This is a genomic window from Pandoraea fibrosis, from assembly GCF_000807775.2.
Lineage (GTDB): Bacteria > Pseudomonadota > Gammaproteobacteria > Burkholderiales > Burkholderiaceae > Pandoraea > Pandoraea fibrosis.
In genome coordinates, this window is sequence record NZ_CP047385.1 from 852,477 (window position 1) to 868,993 (window position 16,517).

At 58.5% G+C, this 16,517-nt stretch carries 18 protein-coding genes; 9 read left to right on the forward strand and 9 right to left on the reverse strand.

The window, feature by feature from the left end:
* The first annotated feature begins 17 nt into the window (after positions 1-17).
* Positions 18-1,166: a YgeY family selenium metabolism-linked hydrolase gene (locus PI93_RS03730; RefSeq protein WP_039372381.1), complete on the forward strand. Its 1,149-nt coding sequence runs from the start codon at positions 18-20 to the stop codon at positions 1,164-1,166.
* A 74-nt stretch (positions 1,167-1,240) separates the two neighbouring features.
* Here the strand turns inward: PI93_RS03730 and PI93_RS03735 are convergent, their stop codons facing one another.
* Positions 1,241-1,771 (reverse strand): GNAT family N-acetyltransferase, encoded by a 531-nt coding sequence (locus PI93_RS03735; RefSeq protein WP_039372379.1) that lies wholly within the window; start codon positions 1,769-1,771, stop codon positions 1,241-1,243.
* Between the two features lie 158 nt (positions 1,772-1,929).
* Here PI93_RS03735 and PI93_RS03740 point away from each other — a divergent pair, with 158 nt between their 5' ends.
* The 5 genes from PI93_RS03740 (at position 1,930) to PI93_RS03760 (ending at position 5,968) form a co-directional block, all read left to right on the forward strand.
* Positions 1,930-2,820, forward strand: a complete 891-nt coding sequence (locus PI93_RS03740) for a LysR family transcriptional regulator (RefSeq protein ID WP_039372377.1) — start codon at positions 1,930-1,932, stop codon at positions 2,818-2,820.
* A gap of 229 nt (positions 2,821-3,049) precedes the next feature.
* On the forward strand, positions 3,050-3,244 hold the full coding sequence (locus PI93_RS03745) for an epoxyqueuosine reductase QueH (RefSeq protein WP_407945344.1): 195 nt from the start codon (positions 3,050-3,052) through the stop codon (positions 3,242-3,244).
* Complete coding sequence (locus tag PI93_RS03750; protein ID WP_039372375.1) at positions 3,241-4,224, forward strand: DUF1852 domain-containing protein; 984 nt, start codon at positions 3,241-3,243, stop codon at positions 4,222-4,224. The genes PI93_RS03745 and PI93_RS03750 overlap by 4 nt, the downstream gene beginning before the upstream one ends.
* A 33-nt stretch (positions 4,225-4,257) precedes the next feature.
* Positions 4,258-5,286 carry a methionine synthase gene (locus tag PI93_RS03755; RefSeq protein ID WP_039372373.1) on the forward strand — a complete coding sequence of 343 codons (1,029 nt, stop codon included), beginning with the start codon at positions 4,258-4,260 and terminating at the stop codon, positions 5,284-5,286.
* Positions 5,287-5,413: 127 nt separating this feature from the next.
* A complete protein-coding gene (locus PI93_RS03760) occupies positions 5,414-5,968 on the forward strand; it encodes a flavin reductase family protein (protein ID WP_052240793.1) in 555 nt (184 codons plus the stop codon).
* An 89-nt stretch (positions 5,969-6,057) separates the two neighbouring features.
* Here the strand turns inward: PI93_RS03760 and PI93_RS03765 are convergent, their stop codons facing one another.
* The 4 genes from PI93_RS03765 to PI93_RS03780 form a co-directional block, all read right to left on the reverse strand.
* Positions 6,058-6,819: a hypothetical protein gene (locus PI93_RS03765; RefSeq protein ID WP_201278424.1), complete on the reverse strand. Its 762-nt coding sequence runs from the start codon at positions 6,817-6,819 to the stop codon at positions 6,058-6,060.
* A 141-nt stretch (positions 6,820-6,960) separates the two neighbouring features.
* Positions 6,961-8,421 (reverse strand): DUF1254 domain-containing protein, encoded by a 1,461-nt coding sequence (locus PI93_RS03770; protein ID WP_201278425.1) that lies wholly within the window; start codon positions 8,419-8,421, stop codon positions 6,961-6,963.
* Between the two features lie 33 nt (positions 8,422-8,454).
* Positions 8,455-9,765 carry a DUF1254 domain-containing protein gene (locus PI93_RS03775; protein WP_236105723.1) on the reverse strand — a complete coding sequence of 437 codons (1,311 nt, stop codon included), beginning with the start codon at positions 9,763-9,765 and terminating at the stop codon, positions 8,455-8,457.
* A 900-nt stretch (positions 9,766-10,665) separates the two neighbouring features.
* Positions 10,666-11,037, reverse strand: a complete 372-nt coding sequence (locus PI93_RS03780) for an ArsR/SmtB family transcription factor (RefSeq protein WP_039372366.1) — start codon at positions 11,035-11,037, stop codon at positions 10,666-10,668.
* 75 nt (positions 11,038-11,112) lie between these two features.
* On the opposite strand from PI93_RS03780, the gene PI93_RS03785 reads away from it, so the two are divergent.
* Positions 11,113-12,342 carry an MFS transporter gene (locus PI93_RS03785; protein WP_201278426.1) on the forward strand — a complete coding sequence of 410 codons (1,230 nt, stop codon included), beginning with the start codon at positions 11,113-11,115 and terminating at the stop codon, positions 12,340-12,342.
* 73 nt (positions 12,343-12,415) lie between these two features.
* On the opposite strand, the gene PI93_RS03790 is transcribed toward PI93_RS03785, so the two are convergent.
* The 4 genes from PI93_RS03790 to PI93_RS03805 form a co-directional block, all read right to left on the reverse strand.
* Positions 12,416-13,054: a LysE family translocator gene (locus tag PI93_RS03790; protein WP_039375547.1), complete on the reverse strand. Its 639-nt coding sequence runs from the start codon at positions 13,052-13,054 to the stop codon at positions 12,416-12,418.
* Between the two features lie 121 nt (positions 13,055-13,175).
* The gene (locus PI93_RS03795) at positions 13,176-13,415 is read right to left on the reverse strand and encodes a VOC family protein (RefSeq protein ID WP_407945345.1); all 240 of its coding nucleotides are present in this window, start codon (positions 13,413-13,415) and stop codon (positions 13,176-13,178) included.
* Between the two features lie 125 nt (positions 13,416-13,540).
* Positions 13,541-13,855: a LysR substrate-binding domain-containing protein gene (locus tag PI93_RS03800; protein ID WP_039375545.1), complete on the reverse strand. Its 315-nt coding sequence runs from the start codon at positions 13,853-13,855 to the stop codon at positions 13,541-13,543.
* Positions 13,852-14,271, reverse strand: coding sequence for a rhodanese-like domain-containing protein (locus PI93_RS03805; RefSeq protein WP_039375544.1), 420 nt, complete (start codon positions 14,269-14,271; stop codon positions 13,852-13,854). The genes PI93_RS03800 and PI93_RS03805 overlap by 4 nt, the downstream gene beginning before the upstream one ends.
* Positions 14,272-14,396: 125 nt before the next feature.
* On the opposite strand from PI93_RS03805, the gene ftrA reads away from it, so the two are divergent.
* Both ftrA and PI93_RS03815 read left to right on the forward strand, forming a co-directional pair.
* A complete protein-coding gene (gene ftrA, locus PI93_RS03810) occupies positions 14,397-15,371 on the forward strand; it encodes a transcriptional regulator FtrA (protein WP_039375542.1) in 975 nt (324 codons plus the stop codon).
* Between the two features lie 239 nt (positions 15,372-15,610).
* Positions 15,611-16,507, forward strand: a complete 897-nt coding sequence (locus PI93_RS03815) for a LysR family transcriptional regulator (protein WP_039375541.1) — start codon at positions 15,611-15,613, stop codon at positions 16,505-16,507.
* Positions 16,508-16,517: the final 10 nt, after the last annotated feature.

The following is a 16,517-nucleotide window of genomic DNA, read 5'->3' on the forward strand; positions in this document are numbered from 1 at the left end:
GCAGGAGCCTGAACGAAATGACGATCGACGTTATTGCGCTGACGCAGGAAATGGTGCGCACGCCGAGCCTCTCGGGCGACGAGGGAAGCATGGCCGCGCTGGTCGAACAGCGGATGCGTGACCTCGGTTTCGACGAGATTCATCGCGATGAAAACGGCTCGGTGCTGGGCCTGATCGGCCCGGCGGGCACCGATGTTGCCGTGCTGTTCGACGGCCACATGGATGTCGTGCCGGTGGTCGGCACGTGGCGCGAGGAGCCGTTCGGCGGCGAGATCCGGGACGGCCGGCTCTACGGGCGTGGCAGCACCGACATGAAGGGCGGTATCGCGGCGGCCATGTGCGGCGCCGCACAGGCGGCCGCAACAGGCCGCCTCACACAGCGCGTTGCGGTGTCGGCGAGCGTGATGGAGGAGGTGATCGAAGGCTTTGCGCTGGCACCAATCCTTGACCGGTGCTCGCCTGCTGCGGTGATCATCTGCGAACCGTCGAAGCTACAGATCAAGTCCGGGCAGAAGGGACGCATGGAGATTCTGCTGACGTTCGAGGGCACGCCTGCGCATGCGGCGTCGCCCGAGTGCGGCGTGAACCCGTTGCATGCGGCAGCCCAGGCGTTGATCGCGTTGCAGGATCTGCCGTTGCCGACGCATGCGTCGCTGGGGGAGGCGTTACTGGTGCCGACGGATATCGTCTCGACACCGTATCCGTCGATTTCGATGATCCCGACCGCGGTGACGATCCGCTTCGACCGGCGCACGTTGCCGGGAGAAACGTCGCAGGATGTGCTTTGCGCCATCGAAGCGCGGCTGCGCGATGCCGGACTCGCGCGTTTCACACTTGCGGTGACCGGCGACAAGGTGAGGACATTTACCGGTTGCTGCGCGCGGCCGTTCCGATGGCTGCCCGCGTGGCAGATTGCAGACGATCACGCGCTGGTGTCGGCGGCGGGCCGCGCGGTCCAGAAGGCAGGACGTGTTGCCAGCCTCGGGACCTGGCGCTTTTGCACCAATGGCTCGGAGTCTGCGGGGCGCCGTGGCATTCCGACGATTGGGCTGGGGCCGGGCAACGAGGAAGACGCGCACACCATCGACGAGTCGATCGCCCTCGATCAACTCACTGGCGCGCGCGACATCTATCGCGAACTGGTGCTTCAACTGGCGGCGGGGTGATGCCGCGATAAGCACGATTTGACGGGCAAGAGCGCCTCTGGCCGAAGCGCTCCCCCACGGCGGCTCATCGTTTGCTAGCCGTTGCGTGTCGATTGCTTAGGTATTCGATAGATAACGGACACAAATTTGGGCGTCTCACGGCGTTCTACGACGACACCGCCGAGAGATTCGGCGATACGGCGGCTCGCGTGGTTGTCTTCGGCGACGGGATAGATGAAGCTCTCGCAGCCAAGGCCAGTGCTTGCCCACATCGCGACAAGGCCGACAGCTTCGCGGCCAAAGCCTTGCGTGTGGAAGTCTTCTCGAATCCAAATGCCTAATTCCGGGCTGAGGTTCCGAGCCTCATGAAGTCCGGCCAATCCCAGGAAATTCCCGTTCGTCCTTTGGCGGACGGCGAATGTGAAGTCGGTCCCTTCGGCGTTCGTCAGTAACCAACGCTGCCAGACGCGATCAAAGGCCTCTCGATTCGCGGGTGGGTCCCATGACATGAATCGGGTAAGCGAAGGGGTAATGCAGCGAAACGCGGCGTCAGCATCGTCCACCGAGAATGGCCGGATCGAAAGGCGTTCTGACTCGATGTGGATGTCATCCGGGCGCAACGGCATTTTCCCTCCCTGTTTGCCTATCGATGTTGTCGAATTGTCGGCGAACTGCGGCGTTGTGTCGAACGTCGCTCAGCCGGCCGACAATTGTCACGGCTTGCGCGCAAATGATGAATTAGAATGGCCGCATCTCAATAAAACATGAATTCCATTCATCAATCATGCTTGATCGTATCCATTTGTCCATCGTGCAGGAGGTGGAAAAGCAGGGTTCGCTGACCGCGGCCGCCGGGGTCCTGCATGTGACGCAGTCGGCGTTGAGTCACAGCATGAAAAAGCTGGAACAGCAGTTGGGCACCGACATCTGGCTGCGCGAAGGTCGCAGCCTGCGTCTGACGCAGGCCGGCCAATATCTGCTGGCGGTGGCCAACCGGGTGCTGCCACAACTGAGTTTGGCCGAAGAGCGTTTGCGGCAGTTCGCTCAAGGGGAGCGGGGCGCGCTGCGCATCGGCATGGAATGTCACCCTTGCTACCAGTGGTTATTGAAAGTCGTGTCGCCCTATTTGGCCGCGTGGCCGGATGTGGACGTAGACGTCAAACAAAAATTCCAGTTTGGTGGCATCGGTGCACTGTTCGGTTACGAGATCGACCTGCTGGTAACGCCCGATCCGCTGGACAAGCCCGGCCTCGTATTCGAGCCGGTATTCGACTACGAGCAAGTCCTGGTCGTCGCCGGCAACCACAGGTTGGCCAAAGAGGAATACATCGAGCCCAAGCAACTGACCAATGAGGTACTGGTGGCTTATCCCGTGCCGGTCGACCGACTGGATATCTACAGCATGTTCCTCACGCCCGCCGGCATTGCACCCAAACGACATAAGGCGATCGAGACCACCGACATCATGTTGCAGATGGTGGCCAGCGGTCGCGGCGTGGCGGCGCTTCCGCGCTGGCTGGTGCTGGAGTACGCGGACACGATGGATGTAGTGCCAGTCCGGCTGGGCAAGAACGGCATTGCCAAAAACATCTATTTGGGGGCTCGCGAAACCGACCTGGACGTCGATTATCTGCGCGCCTTCATCGAGCAAGCGAAGAGGCCTGTCGTGGCGTGATGCGTCTCGGCAGTGGGCTCCATGAGCGCAACTCATATGCCCATGAGAACTTATCCATTTTCATGGCTATCGGTCGGACACCATAATTCGAAGCTCCTAGTCCCAGCGCGGGCGTATTTCATGGAGACGTCTCGTGGTGTCCGCGATCGAACGCAAGTCATTGGCTTTATCAGGCGAGCACAAGCGAGTGCGATTGCACTCGTGCTGCGCTCCCTGCTCGGGTGAGGCGATGAAAGCGATGCAGGCCTCCGGCATCGACTTCACGATCTTCCTCTACAACCCGAACATCCATCCGCTCAAGGAATACGCACTGCGCAAGAACGAAAGCATTCGTTTTGCGCAGACGTTCGGAATGCTATTCGCCGACGCCGATGACGACCGCGATAACGGGTTCAAACGTGCCAAGGGCATCAGATCACAATGAGTAAAGATTTCACATTTGCCATCAAGAGCATTTGTTTCGATGAGAACTATCATCCTTCGGACAATACGCGAATCACAACCAATTTTGCTAACCTGGCCAGAGGAAACAGCCGTCAGGAGAATTTGCGTAACACCTTAAGGATGATTGACAATCGTTTCAATGCTCTGGCGTATTGGGATAACCCCAAGGGCGATCGTTATGCCGTCAATCTTGAAATCATTTCCGTTGAGATGAGCATTGACGGCGAAAGCCGCGGCAACGCTCTCCCGCTGATCGAAATATTGAAAACAACTATCGTCGATCGGGATAACGACGAGCGCATCGAGGGCATTGCCGGGAACAATTTTTCCTCTTACGTGCGAGATTATGATTTCAGTGTTCTGCTGCTGGAGCACAACAAAAATCAGCCGAGCTTCAGTGCGCCTGATAATTTTGGCGATCTGCACGGAAAGCTATTCAAGAGCTTTATCAATTCAAGCGCTTACAGAGGCAATTTCAAGAAGCCGCCTGTCATCTGCCTGAGCGTGTCGAGTAGTAGAACCTATCATCGGCTCGCAAATCGACATCCAGTGTTGGGTGTTGAATATCGGCAAGACGAATATTCTCTGACCGACGAATACTTCAGAAAAATGGGATTGAAGGTTCGCTACTTCATGCCTCCGGGCAGTGTGGCGCCTCTGGCCTTTTATTTTTCTGGTGATTTGCTGGGCGATTACAGCAGCCTTGAACTCATCAGCACCATCAGCACGATGGACACCTTCCAGAAAATTTATCGACCGGAGATTTACAACGCGAATTCGGTGGCGGGGGAATGCTATCGGCCAAGTCTGAAGCATCAGGATTTTTCCCTGACCCGCATTGTTTATGACCGGGAAGAACGCAGTCGATTGGCTATTGAGCAGGGGAGGTTTGTTGAGGAGCACTTCATCAAGCCTTACCAAGCCGTTCTTGATCAGTGGTCTGCCAGCTACGCTATTTGATTCATCAAAAACACAAAGACAAGGTCATTCATCATGAAAAAATTGCTACCCACTTCAACTGCCGGCAGCCTGCCGAAACCTTCCTGGCTTGCAGAGCCCGAGAAGCTTTGGTCACCCTGGAAGTTGCAGGACGAGGCGTTGCTTGAGGGAAAGCGGGATGCGCTGCGCTTGTCTTTGCAGGAACAGCAGCATGCAGGCATTGACATCGTCAGTGACGGCGAGCAAACGCGCCAACATTTTGTGACGACGTTTATCGAGCACCTCAGCGGCGTGGATTTTGAGAATCGTCAGACCGTGAGAATTCGTGATCGCTACGATGCAAGTGTGCCCACGGTTGTCGGCCCTGTCGCTCGCCAAAAGCCGGTTTTTGTCGAGGATGCCAAGTTCTTGCGTGGGCAAACCAAGCAACCCATCAAGTGGGCTCTGCCGGGTCCCATGACGATGATCGATACGCTCTACGACAATCACTACAAGAGTCGAGAAAAACTGGCTTGGGAATTCGCCAAGATTCTCAATCAGGAAGCCAGGGAGTTGGAGGCTGCCGGCGTCGATATCATCCAGTTCGACGAGCCTGCTTTCAATGTCTTCTTCGATGAAGTGAACGAGTGGGGCGTTGCCACGCTGGAAAGGGCAATTGAAGGGCTCAAGTGCGAAACGGCCGTGCATATTTGCTATGGCTACGGCATCAAAGCCAACACCGATTGGAAAAAGACGCTGGGATCGGAGTGGCGACAATACGAAGAAGCCTTTCCCAAGCTGCAACAATCCAGCATCGATATCGTCTCGCTGGAATGCCACAACTCCCGTGTGCCGATCGACCTCATTGAACTCATTCGTGGCAAGAAGGTGATGGTCGGAGCCATCGACGTGGCAAGCGAGACCATCGAAACGCCGGAGGAAGTCGCCGCTACGTTACGAAAAGCCCTTCAGTTCGTCGATGCCGACAAGCTCTATCCTTGCACCAACTGCGGCATGGCGCCCTTGTCGCGTAGCGTTGCGCGCGGCAAGCTCAATGCGCTGAGTGCGGGGGCAGAGATCGTCCGTAGAGAACTCTCGAACTAATGCCGAACTGAAGTCGGCGAGCGCAAGCGGGCCAGTCAGGTGTTGTTGCTGATCGAGATACGTCAGTCGGCACCCTGGACGGGTTTGCTTGCTCTGATCGAGCCGCGCCCAGCATTGAGTCTCTTCTATGTCTTATTCCCCTACTGCGATCGAGCCACTGAGCTTTCGTGAAGCGCTCGGACACTACGCTTCCGGCATCACGGTAATTACCTCGCACGTTGATGGCGAACCGATTGGCTTCACATGCCAGTCGTTCTACAGCGTTTCAACGAGCCCGCCGCTGGTGTCGTTCAGCGTAATGTCCAGTTCGGCCAGTTACCCCAAAATTCGCCAGGCGGGTCGATTTGCCGTCAACATTCTGTCAGATGCGCAGGTCGAGATCTCCAACCAGTTTGCCCGGCGAGGTGCCGACAAGTGGCACGGAATCGAACGGCTGGAATCACCGCTGGGGAATCCGATCATCGCCGGCAGCCTTCACTGGCTTGATTGCGAAATCTACGCCGAACATGCCGCAGGGGATCACCTGATCGTGATTGGTGAAGTGAAAGCGTTAAACCTGCAAAACGCAGCGGCAATGCAACCGCTGCTGTATTTCAAAGGGCAATATCGCAATATCGCTGCGTCGACACACGCGACGTCACGCATCAGCCCGCCCCGACCGGTTCGCACGGGGACGGGATAGTCCTGAGATGCCAACGCCGATGAGTGCTGCACACCGTCGCCGGCCGGAAGCAGGCAACCGTGCCTGCATCCGACGGAGCCGCGCAGGATTTACTTCCCGAACGTGATATTGAGGCCGGCGAAGACTGTGAACTGCGGGACTCCCTCGCCTTTGTGCGCCACCGTCCACTGTGGCTCGACAAAGGCGTTGAAGATATCTTTGCCGACTCGCCACGCTTTGCCGACGCCCAGGCCAAGTGGGATGTCGTAGTTGTTTTTCTGCACGTCAAAGGTCCACGTTCCCGTCGAACGCAAGTACCAGCCCTGTGGAAGGTTTCGAATGATAAAGGGCTGCAACGTCGCGGTGTGAACCGTCTCACGCTGGCTTTGGCCTGCGAATGAATGTTGCCATTGAACAAGACCTCCCAACAGCCCTTCCTTGCTGGCGTGGACGGCGACAGCGGCCAGTCCGCCCGACCACTTGCCTGTGCCCAGTTCGCGACTGGTTGCCGTTGGCAAAGTGATCAGCGGCCCTACGCCGATATCGAGCTCGCCCTGCTTTAGCAGGAGGATGTCGAACAGATTGATGTCGCCCAGGCCGGTTGTGTAGCCGCCATCGCCCGCAGGTCTTGTGCTGATGGGCACGGTCATTCGCAAAATCTGCGGATACCCGATGAGACCTCCGGGAGCAATCGGCAGTGTCGGGCGCACAAGAAAATCATTGGTGTGCGCCCGAGTGTCGAACAGCCTGGGCGTGTAGTAGTTCTGAAAATTAAGCGAGGTAGCGAGGTTGAGCGGATTGTTGCTCTTGTTCGCATCGTCAGCCGACTGCGAAAGCGCAGATTGGCAAAAGCTACCGACAAGGACCGCCATGATGCATCTTTTCAGCATTGCCGTACCTTGAGAAAACGTCTGTTGGACTCACGATGAACGCTCATGGCATTGGTCGGAGCTGATTGCCCACGGATACCCAGGAGAACTTGTGCTCGGTTATTGAGCAGCCGGTGACGACCCTCACTTCACGGGCTCAAAGTCTCCCGGCTTCCAGCGCTTGTCGAAAGCGGCGGCTTCAGGGCCATAGATTCGGATGTAGGCGAACCAGCCTTTGCCCGGCGTCGTCTTGATCCAGCGGCCCTCGTTCCCCTTGGGGGCGGTCGGACCGAAGTAGAGATCGACCGGTTTCGACGTGTCCACATCTTTCAATTCAAACAACGAACGCAAGGCCGCCTTGTCCTGATCGGTCTGCACTTGTGAGCGCGTCGTAGCGTCATACACCGTGACCGACCAGAACAGCTTGCCCGGCACGGGCTGAGGAATCGTCAACTTGTAAGTGCGACCGCCTTCGAGGTATTTGCCGTCCTTGTCGCGCGCTCCCAGCCAATAGAGGGATCCTGCGCCAGCATCACGGCGAAACATCGCCGGGGATGCCACGATAGCCTGGGCGAACCATCGGTCCCGAGCCTCCAGATCCATGCCGCCTGGCGTGGAGAACTGAGCATTACCCGAAACCAGACTGGCCCACTCCCATTGGCGGTCAGGCCAATTCTTGCGATCGGGGCGAGCGCTGGCGAAGGCGGATACCAACATCTGTGCCCGACCGTCTTGCGCGGCGCGCGTCAGGATGGTTTTCATCCGGGCGTCCGGGGCAAAGGGCTTGCCCTTCTCGATGCCAAGTTCTGCCAGCAGGCCATACATCGGCAGGAACGCGGGCACAGGAGGCTCTTCCTGAATCACCTTGTTCAGCACTTCCCAGAACTGCAAATTGTCTTCCCACTTGAGGGATGTGCTGTCCATCGCCCTTTGTGTCGTCTCGACGGCGGGCAGCGGTGTCGGGTGGCTCGCCTGCGAGAGAGGATAGATCTTGATCGAGCGAAGACCGTCGAGGGCTTTCTGGACATCGCCGCCCACCGGCAACGCGCGCACGGCCACGAGATTCTTCAAAGACGGGGAGCGGCCGACGTAATAGCCATCGGGCACATTGCCTGTATATCCCGGGGGCAGCACCAGATGCTTGCCGCCCTTGCCGGCGTCAGGGCCGGGCAACCCCATATCCTGCACCCAGCCCTGGTTGTGATCGTCTATCAGACCGATGAACTGGCCCGGGGGCAATTCGACCACCATGGGCCCGTTGGACAGGTCCAGCACGCCTGAACCGTAGGGGGTATCCGAGTTCAGCGTGAATCCGACTTGTCGCGGTCCGGTCGATGCGATGCCCCATTGCTCGCCGTCTGCGATGCCTACGGCTCGATTGCCATTGAAGATTCCCTCTACCGACACCGTTGGGTACCAGAACCGGTAAGCGATCAATGCGCGTTGAAAGTCCGCGTCATCGCTGGCTTGCTTCGCCGCTTTCGCGGTAGGGAAGCCATTCTCGAAAGGGTAGGGGGTGCCACCGCCCGAGGCGGCAACGCCGAGGTTCGACACGAACGACAGCGCCAGACCGACTGCGGTCATGGAGGTGAGAATATGACGCATAGCGTGAGTTTCCGGTGAGGGTTGCGTGGCCATTTATCGAACCTTCTCTACGTCGCTGGGCTTCCATGTCTGGTCGAAGAAGGCTTGCTTCGGCCCGTACAGTCGCAAGATCACGAAGAAGCCCTCGCCCGGCACTGTCTTCAGCCAATTCTTGCTTTGGTTGGCCGGGGGCGTCGGGCCGAAGTACATATCCAGAGAACCGTCGGCGTTCATGTCGGGCTTGTCCATCGTGTTGATGGACGGGAAGGGCTGACCGTTAGCCAGTCCGGAGGCCGTGTCCGGTTTGTAGACGGTGACCGACCAGAAGATGCCCGCCGGAATGTCCTTGGGCAGGTGCAGCTTGTACGATTTGCCGCCGGAGAGCGGATCGCCGTCCGAGTCGGTAAATGCCACCGGATACTTCGCGCCCATGCCAGCCATGTTCACTGCCATTGCGGGACTCGCCGAATACGCCAGGGCAAAGAAGCCCGTGCGCAGGTCGAGATACTTGAACGACGGGCCGACGAAGTCGGTATTCGCAGGGAACGGGTTCACCCATTTGCGATCGGGATACCAACGCGTATTCGGCACGATCGGCGGCGGATCGTAGGCAATGGCACGACCGATCCGGAATGCGGTCTTACCTGCCTGGTCCAGAATCTCGCGCGTATGGTCATCGGGTTTGAACGGCTGTCCCTTGACGATCCCGAGACTGGCCAGCATGCCTCGCATGTCTGCATCGGCCGGATCGACGTATTCGCTGTCGATAAAGCGCGAAAGCATGTCGAACGCCGTGCCATCGGTGGGATAGAGCATGTACGGGGCGGCCGTCGATCCATCCGGGAATTGCATCGGCTTGGCGGTGCTCTTCTTGCCAAGCGGATAAATTTTCGTTCGCATGATCAGGTCGACCGGCTCCGACAAATTCGCCGGGTCTTTGAAGAACGCTCGCCAGAACACAAACACGTTGTAGGTTTTGGACTTATAGACGATGTAACCCTTCGGAATTTCGCCCTGATAGTCCGGGGGGATGATCAGATAGTTCGCCCCTTTTCCTTTGTCGGGTCCCGGCAAGCCCACGTCGCCGCACCAGATGTCCTTCGCATAGGGCGCCGGATACCAGGTTTTTTCCTTGACGGGCGCGGGATTGCAAATCGGGCGTTGGAAAAAGTCGTCCAGAATGCCCTGCAATCCCGGCGGCACTTCAAGCACCATCGGACCATCCTGCTTCAGATCCAGATAGCCCATCGCATAGATCACGTCGGAGTTGGGCGTGGTGACCTGCGTCTTGGCATTCAGACGTTCCTTCCAGACCGGCAATATGTTGTAGCCCTTGCCGAATATCTTTTCCGATCCCTCTTTCATCGCAAAAATATTCAAGGCTGGCTGTGCCCAGAGATAAGACTGCACTGCACGCTGAAAAAGAAGCTCGTCTTTTAGCGTGCGTGAGTCGGCTTGCGATAGGTACCCCTCCGTCAGAGGGATACGAGCCAGAGCGTCAAAACGTGAGGACTGCGCCTGTGCGGCGGCAGCGCCAGTCAAGATTGCGGAGACCATCAGCCAGCGGAGAACCGTCGTCGTGTAAGGCATGCTTACCCTCAAATATTTGACAGCAGACATATGAAGACGTACTGACAAGTCAGGAATTTGGAATTAAATATGGGTATTTAAATTATTTGAATTTAATAAAAATATTGAGCAAGATAATTTAAATTATCATTGTTTATTGGATCTTCGTACTTATGATTAGTTATTCAACTAGAAAAGTCAACGCCATAGAGATTGGCAACCGGGAATTTTTGATGGTTGGCATTTATTCAAAAAAATAAGAGACGTTGACTTATTTAAGTCGATTTGCTGATGTTCCGATGGGTATTGCGCAGATCATGAGCGCGCCACGTGTGCCGGGGCAGGGGCGCACTATTCCCGTCATGATTCTCGGAATCAAGTTTCTATTTGGGTTTGGCGGCTTTGATGACGCAATAACGCCCGGAGATTCGGAATATGAGCGTTGTCGGCTCAGGCGGGCAGAGATGTTCTTGAATCAGGAAATCGAGCGGAATGTTCGGTCCGACATGCCGGCACATGAGCGGGGCAAGCTGGGATGTCCAAAGAGCGCCGGACTCTTTTGGGGGGTATCTCGGTGTGATTGATGTGGCGGGGGCCACGTTTCCACTGGCCCCGAAGCAGCCAAAGATTCATGGTGCAAGAAGGTTGCTTTCCGTCGCCTAGGCACAAGGCGAAAGGTACCCTGGGTCCCGCGCCTTATTCCTTCACAGGCGTCCAGGACGCGACCAGTTGCAGCAGCCCCGGAAATCGCGATTCCAGATCTTCCGTGCGCACACGGCTTCGCCGCTCGAGCCCATATTGCCGTTGTCGGAGGACACCCGCCTCTCGCAACGCCTTGAAGTGATGGGTCAGTGACGATTTGGGACGGTCAAAGCCGAACCAACCGCACGGATGGTCATAGGCCTCTGATTCCAGCATCAACTTGCGAACGATAGTGAGACGCAGCGGATCAGCCAACGCGCCAAGAATTGTCTCAAGACGCAAATTGGCCACGGCTGGTTCGGGCAAAGGGGCGGGCAGCTCGGGAGGCACCGGAATGCCTGCCTCGTTAAGTGTCTTCGATTTCATGACGCGACTATATCATCTGTACGAGTTTTTTCGAACTAGGCTATAGTTCGAAAAAACTCGTACAGGAGAATCGTTGTGTCCGACACCCTCGCCGTCTCAGGCGCCCGCGCCGCGTCGCGCACCAGTCCCGACATGTGGCGTGCCGCATGGACGGTTACCGCAGTGTTCATGCTGTCCAACTCTCCGACGCCGCTATACGTGTACTGGCAACGCGCACTCGGCTTTTCGTCGGGCACCCTCACGGTCATCTTCGCGCTTTACATCGCCGGCTTGCTCGGCACGCTCTTGCTTGCCGGCCAATTGTCCGATCGCTATGGGCGCAAGCCCGTCCTGCTGCCGGGACTTCTCGCGGCACTGATCGCGTGTGCGCTGTTCGCGAGCGCGTCGTCCGTTGCAATGCTAGGTGTAGCGCGGCTGTTGGCCGGCATTTCGGTCGGCGTCATTGTGTCTGCGGGGATGGCTTCGGTGGGCGATCTGGGGGGCGCGCATCGGCGCAGGCAGGCCGCATTGCTCGCTTCGGTGGCGATGGTGCTTGGTGCGGGTTTAGGACCGCTGCTCGCGGGCGCAATTGCACGCGTGCTTGTGCATCCCATCCCGTATGTCTTCGGCATTGAGTTTGTCGTGCTATTGAGCGCGTTCGTCATCGCTGCCCGGTTGCCGCTGAAGCGTCCGGCACGAGTGGGCGACGCCGACGCGCAGTTGCATTTGCCGTCTGTTCCGGCGCAAAACCGGCGTCATGTGGCGAGCGGCATCGGCGTGTTCGGGCCCGGGATTACCGCCACGTCGTTTGTGTTGGCGCTGGGGCCGTCGTTACTTTCGCGACTACTCGACGTGCATAGCCCTCTGATCGCAGGTGGAATGGCCTGTGCGATGTTCGCCGCGGCCACTGGCGTGCAGTTCGCCGTGCGTCGCTGGTCCGTGCGGGGGATATTGGCCGGCGGCACGATGGCAACGATGCTCTCGATGGGCGCGCTGAGTTTCGCAGTCCATGCGTCGTCGGCGCTGCTGCTCGTTGTCGCAGCTTTGCTCGCGGGTGTCGGTCAGGGGCTGGGGCAATTGGGCGGGCTGACGCTGATCGGTCTGCATGTGCCTGACACGCACCGGGCTGAGGCCAACGCGGTGATGAATATCGGCGGCTACCTGCCGGCAGGACTGTTGCCGGTGATGACCGGTTATGCGATCGATTTCGTAGGGCTGCCGGCCGGTACGACGTTGTTTTCCGTTGCACTGGCAGCCATTGCACTGGTATCGGGCGGTGCGGTGTTCCGCTACTTGTCGTCGCGCGATGCAATGACCAGTTCGTGAGAACGAGCATTCGCCACCTTCACCGTCGGGGACTATCGTCTGGCCCCGGCGGACGAAAGGTGGCTTGCGAACGTCAAATGCCGGCCTTGGAGGCGTTAAGCATCAATCGCAGGCCGAGTGCTGCGATGGCGACGGCGGCAATCCGATCGACCCATTGCTTCGCGTGCAGATAAACCTCACGCGGGCCCCTGCTCGAGAAACATAGCGCAACGATTGTGTACCATCCGCATTCGACGATAAACACAAGCGGCGGCAGCGCGAAATAACACCAGAGTGGGGGATGCTGAGGGAGCAAGGCAGCAAAAATACTGCCGTACCAGATGGCCGTCTTGGGGTTGCTTAGCTGAGTGCTAAGGCCGATCCAGAACGACCTGCGTACGCTGCCCGATAGGGTGACGCCAGCGTCATCGACGGTGATGGGACTGCCGGCACCGCGCCATATTTTCGACGCGACGAAGAGCAGATACGCACCGCCGGCGACTTTCAGACCGATGTAGAGCCACTCGACGGACTGCAAAAGCGTGTAGAGCCCGGCGAGCGCAACGCCGCCAAAGAAAATGCCCCCCACACCCATTCCCAGCGCCGTGGCTAGCCCGGCACGACGAGACACGCCGATGGCATTACGGGCGACGAGCACGAAGCTCGGTCCCGGAATCATGGCGCCTAACCACAGCGCGACGAGAACGGCGAAAACAGCAGTCAAACCAGTCATCGAGGACTCCTCGGAGCAGAAAGTCGGACATGTGCACACGGATTTTGGCACCGTCTCAGGGCACACGTCGTGTAACGCGTTTATCGATCAGTTTAGGTCATATCGCCCAGCCCGTTCGCCGTTAGCCGTGAGGCGGAATGGCGTCCGGGTCCATCCACATCACCTCCCGGATATGGCCGTCCGGATCCTCAAAGCTGCGTCCGTACATGAAGCCGAAATCCTGGACAGGCGTGGGGTCCGCCTTGCCGCCTGCGTCGGTGGCCTTCTGCACGAGTTCCGACACCTCTTCCCGTCCGCCTGCCGACAGACACAGTAATACCTGTGCCTCCGCAGCGACCAGCTCAGCGCGTCGTACTTCCATTGCACGTCACTGCGGCACGGACCCCGGCGATGCGGAGAACCTTATCGGCGTGCGCCGGTGACGGGAAGCCGGCGGTTTGCAACGAGGCGTTGCGGAACTGGAACGGTTCCGCCGGACACAAGGGATCAGGCGGAGGCCGGACCGGATGGCCACCTTGCGCGCACCAGATCGAGGAACACACGCACGGCGGAAGTCATACCGCGCCGACTCGGGTACATGGCGTACAGCGTGGCCGGGTGCGAGCGCACGGCTTGCAGCACGGGCACCAGGGTGCCGTCATCGATGGCGTTCTGGCAAAGATAGGCCGGCAACTGTGCCATGCCGGCGCCGCGCCGCGCGAGTTCGCGGATGACCTGGTCCAGGCGCTCCTCGGCCAGGTCGACAAAGCGATTCGAGAGCGTCAACTGCACCTGTACGTCCGGGCACATCGGCTCGATCATTCAAGTGTGCCCGTAGCGAGGTCGAAACCTTCATCGAGCCATCCGGTAACACCGCCGATCATTACCTTCACTGGTCGTCCCAACTGCGCCAGTCGGATGGCGCCTCGTGTTGCGCCGTTGCAATGCGGTCCTGCGCAGTAGGTCACGAAGAGCGTGTCGTGCGAATAATCGGCGAGCTTCGACGCGATGATCTTGCCGTGCATCAAATTCACGGCACCCGGAATGTGGCCCCGAGCAAATAACGCCGGACTTCGGACGTCGAGCAACACGAAGCCGGGCGATCCGAGGGCAAGCGCACTGGCAACATCGGAGCAATCGGTTTCAAATTGCAGCGACGCGCGAAAGTGGGCAAGTGCCGTGGTGCTGTCGGCTGCGGGAATGGCGATAACGGCGTTGCTTTCAGTGATGGTAGACATTGGTTGAGTCCGGAAAAATGCGGTACGCGTGATGTACGGCGAGCGCGATTCGGGAACCCTCATTTTGCCGTTGCGACGTCAGGCCGATAAGTGTCGTAAATGACAATCTCCGGTAACATTACGCCATGGAAAATCATCTCGTTGTCGCATTGGCTTATGACCGGCTCTGCACTTTCGAATTCGGTTGCGTCACCGAATTGTTCGCACTGGAGCGCCCCGAGCTTGACGTCAACTGGTATCGATTCGGCGTTTGCGCCATCGAACCCGGACCGCTGCGTGCGGCTGGCGGCATTACGGTCGCCGCACCCTACACGCTCAAGCGACTCGATAGCGCGAATACGATCGTGGTCCCAGGTTGGCGCGATCCGGATGAAGTGCCGCCTGAGGCGCTGCTCAAGAAGATTCGCGCAGCGCATCGGCGCGGCGCACGTCTCTGCTCGATTTGCTCCGGCGTATTTGTGCTGGCGGCGGCTGGCGTGCTGGACGGCAAGACTGTGACGACCCACTGGCGTTACGCTGAGAAGCTGCAGCAGCGCTACCCGACGGTGCGCGTGCAGCCAGACGCGCTGTACGTCGACGAAGGTCAGATCATTACGTCGGCGGGATCGGCGGCGGGGCTCGACATGCTGCTTCATCTGGTGAGGCAGGATTACGGAAGCGCGGTGGCCAATCGGGTTGCCCAGCGGCTGGTGGTGCCGCCGCATCGCGAGGGTGGTCAGGCACAGTTTGTGCCGCGACCGATGCCGCGTGACGAAAGCGGACGTCTGGCGAAGCTGATCGACTGGGTACGCCAGCACCCCGCCTTACCGCACACCTTGCGCTCGCTTGCCGACAAGGTGGCTATGAGTCCGCGTACCTTGCAACGGCATTTTCAGGATGCAACCGGAATGGCGCCTTATGAATGGCTGATGCACGAGCGTGTGGCCGTGGCGCGAGAGTTGCTCGAAGCGCAGCCTTCCATGCCGATGTTGCGTATCGCCGAGCTGGCAGGCTTCGGGTCGGAAGAGTCGATGCGCCGGCACTTCCGGCGCATCGCTCATACAAGTCCGGCCGCATATCGCGAGAAGTTTGGTCATGAAGCACGGACGCGGAAGGTCTGACGAGACCCGATGGCTGATTGGAAAGAGATTAATATTTACACTCGAAATCCGTGATGCCGTTCATCGAACGGGGCCGCGAATGTCGCACTAATAGAACATGACGATGTCCTCGCAGCCCGGCCCATCGGTTGGATCGAAAGGTCTTGGATAAAGGTGACTCCATCGCGTGTGCTGCGCGAAGACAACCAAGACGTCTTGACGCATCCCCATGAAAGCGGGGAGAGGAGCTGGAAAGAAAGATGGACCGACTTGAGCAATACCGAATCTTCGTCAAGGTAGCCGAGCTGGGCAGCTTCATAAAGACAGCCCAACTTCTGGAGATTCCGCGCGCTTCAATCTCGGCCGGTGTGCAGCAATTGGAAACTGCGCTGGGGGCAAGGCTACTGCATCGGACCACGCGAAGCGTTTCGGTGACGCCGGACGGCGCTCAAGTGTTGGAGCGCGTGCGCAAACTGTTGGCGGATGCCGACGATATCGAGCAACTCTTCCACTCTCGTTCGCTACAGGTGTCCGGGCGCCTGAACATCGATGCGCCAAGCCGCATCGCCAGACGTCTGATTGCCCCTGCTCTCCCAAGCCTTCTACGCACCTATCCCCGTTTACAGGTCGGACTCGGTTCAAGCGACCGAACCATCGATTTGATACAGGAAGGCGTCGATTGTGCGGTACGGGTGGGAGCATCGCGCGACAGCAGCCTGGTAGTCAGGCCGTTGGGCCATATCGCCATGATCAACTGTGGCAGTCCTGACTACTTGCGAGAATACGGCATGCCGCTCAGTCCTGAAGATCTTCGACAGGGACATTGGTGCGTGGGCTACTCGCCAGCGGCGGCAGGGACTGAAGCCCCGTGGGAGGTTGCGGGACAATCGCTGGCGCTACAACTCCCTAGCCAGGTTATCGCCAACAACGTCGAGGGCTACATTGCATGCTGCGTCGCAGGTCTCGGCTTAATCCAGATTCCTCGTTTCGACGTTCAGCACCTGATCGATGCTGGCAGCCTCATCGAAGTCATGCCACAGTTCCCGGCGGCGTCCATGCCCATTTCTCTGGTCTATCCGCATCGGAGACAGCGGTCGAATCGATTAATCGCGTTTATCGAATGGTTCGAATCGCTGATGAAGCAGCACCTTGAATAGCCGGCTCCAC

Bases quoted from the DNA above. Each gene is read 5' to 3' on its own strand.
- PI93_RS03730 (WP_039372381.1), top strand. From the start codon at position 18: ATGACGATCGACGTTATTGCGCTGACGCAGGAAATGGTGCGCACGCCG.
- PI93_RS03735 (WP_039372379.1), bottom strand. From the start codon at position 1,771: ATGCCGTTGCGCCCGGATGACATCCACATCGAGTCAGAACGCCTTTCG.
- PI93_RS03740 (WP_039372377.1), top strand. From the start codon at position 1,930: ATGCTTGATCGTATCCATTTGTCCATCGTGCAGGAGGTGGAAAAGCAG.
- PI93_RS03745 (WP_407945344.1), top strand. From the start codon at position 3,050: ATGAAAGCGATGCAGGCCTCCGGCATCGACTTCACGATCTTCCTCTAC.
- PI93_RS03750 (WP_039372375.1), top strand. From the start codon at position 3,241: ATGAGTAAAGATTTCACATTTGCCATCAAGAGCATTTGTTTCGATGAG.
- PI93_RS03755 (WP_039372373.1), top strand. From the start codon at position 4,258: ATGAAAAAATTGCTACCCACTTCAACTGCCGGCAGCCTGCCGAAACCT.
- PI93_RS03760 (WP_052240793.1), top strand. From the start codon at position 5,414: ATGTCTTATTCCCCTACTGCGATCGAGCCACTGAGCTTTCGTGAAGCG.
- PI93_RS03765 (WP_201278424.1), bottom strand. From the start codon at position 6,819: ATGGCGGTCCTTGTCGGTAGCTTTTGCCAATCTGCGCTTTCGCAGTCG.
- PI93_RS03770 (WP_201278425.1), bottom strand. From the start codon at position 8,421: ATGCGTCATATTCTCACCTCCATGACCGCAGTCGGTCTGGCGCTGTCG.
- PI93_RS03775 (WP_236105723.1), bottom strand. From the start codon at position 9,765: ATGAAAGAGGGATCGGAAAAGATATTCGGCAAGGGCTACAACATATTG.
- PI93_RS03780 (WP_039372366.1), bottom strand. From the start codon at position 11,037: ATGAAATCGAAGACACTTAACGAGGCAGGCATTCCGGTGCCTCCCGAG.
- PI93_RS03790 (WP_039375547.1), bottom strand. From the start codon at position 13,054: ATGACTGGTTTGACTGCTGTTTTCGCCGTTCTCGTCGCGCTGTGGTTA.
- PI93_RS03795 (WP_407945345.1), bottom strand. From the start codon at position 13,415: ATGGAAGTACGACGCGCTGAGCTGGTCGCTGCGGAGGCACAGGTATTA.
- PI93_RS03800 (WP_039375545.1), bottom strand. From the start codon at position 13,855: ATGATCGAGCCGATGTGCCCGGACGTACAGGTGCAGTTGACGCTCTCG.
- PI93_RS03805 (WP_039375544.1), bottom strand. From the start codon at position 14,271: ATGTCTACCATCACTGAAAGCAACGCCGTTATCGCCATTCCCGCAGCC.
- ftrA (WP_039375542.1), top strand. From the start codon at position 14,397: ATGGAAAATCATCTCGTTGTCGCATTGGCTTATGACCGGCTCTGCACT.
- PI93_RS03815 (WP_039375541.1), top strand. From the start codon at position 15,611: ATGGACCGACTTGAGCAATACCGAATCTTCGTCAAGGTAGCCGAGCTG.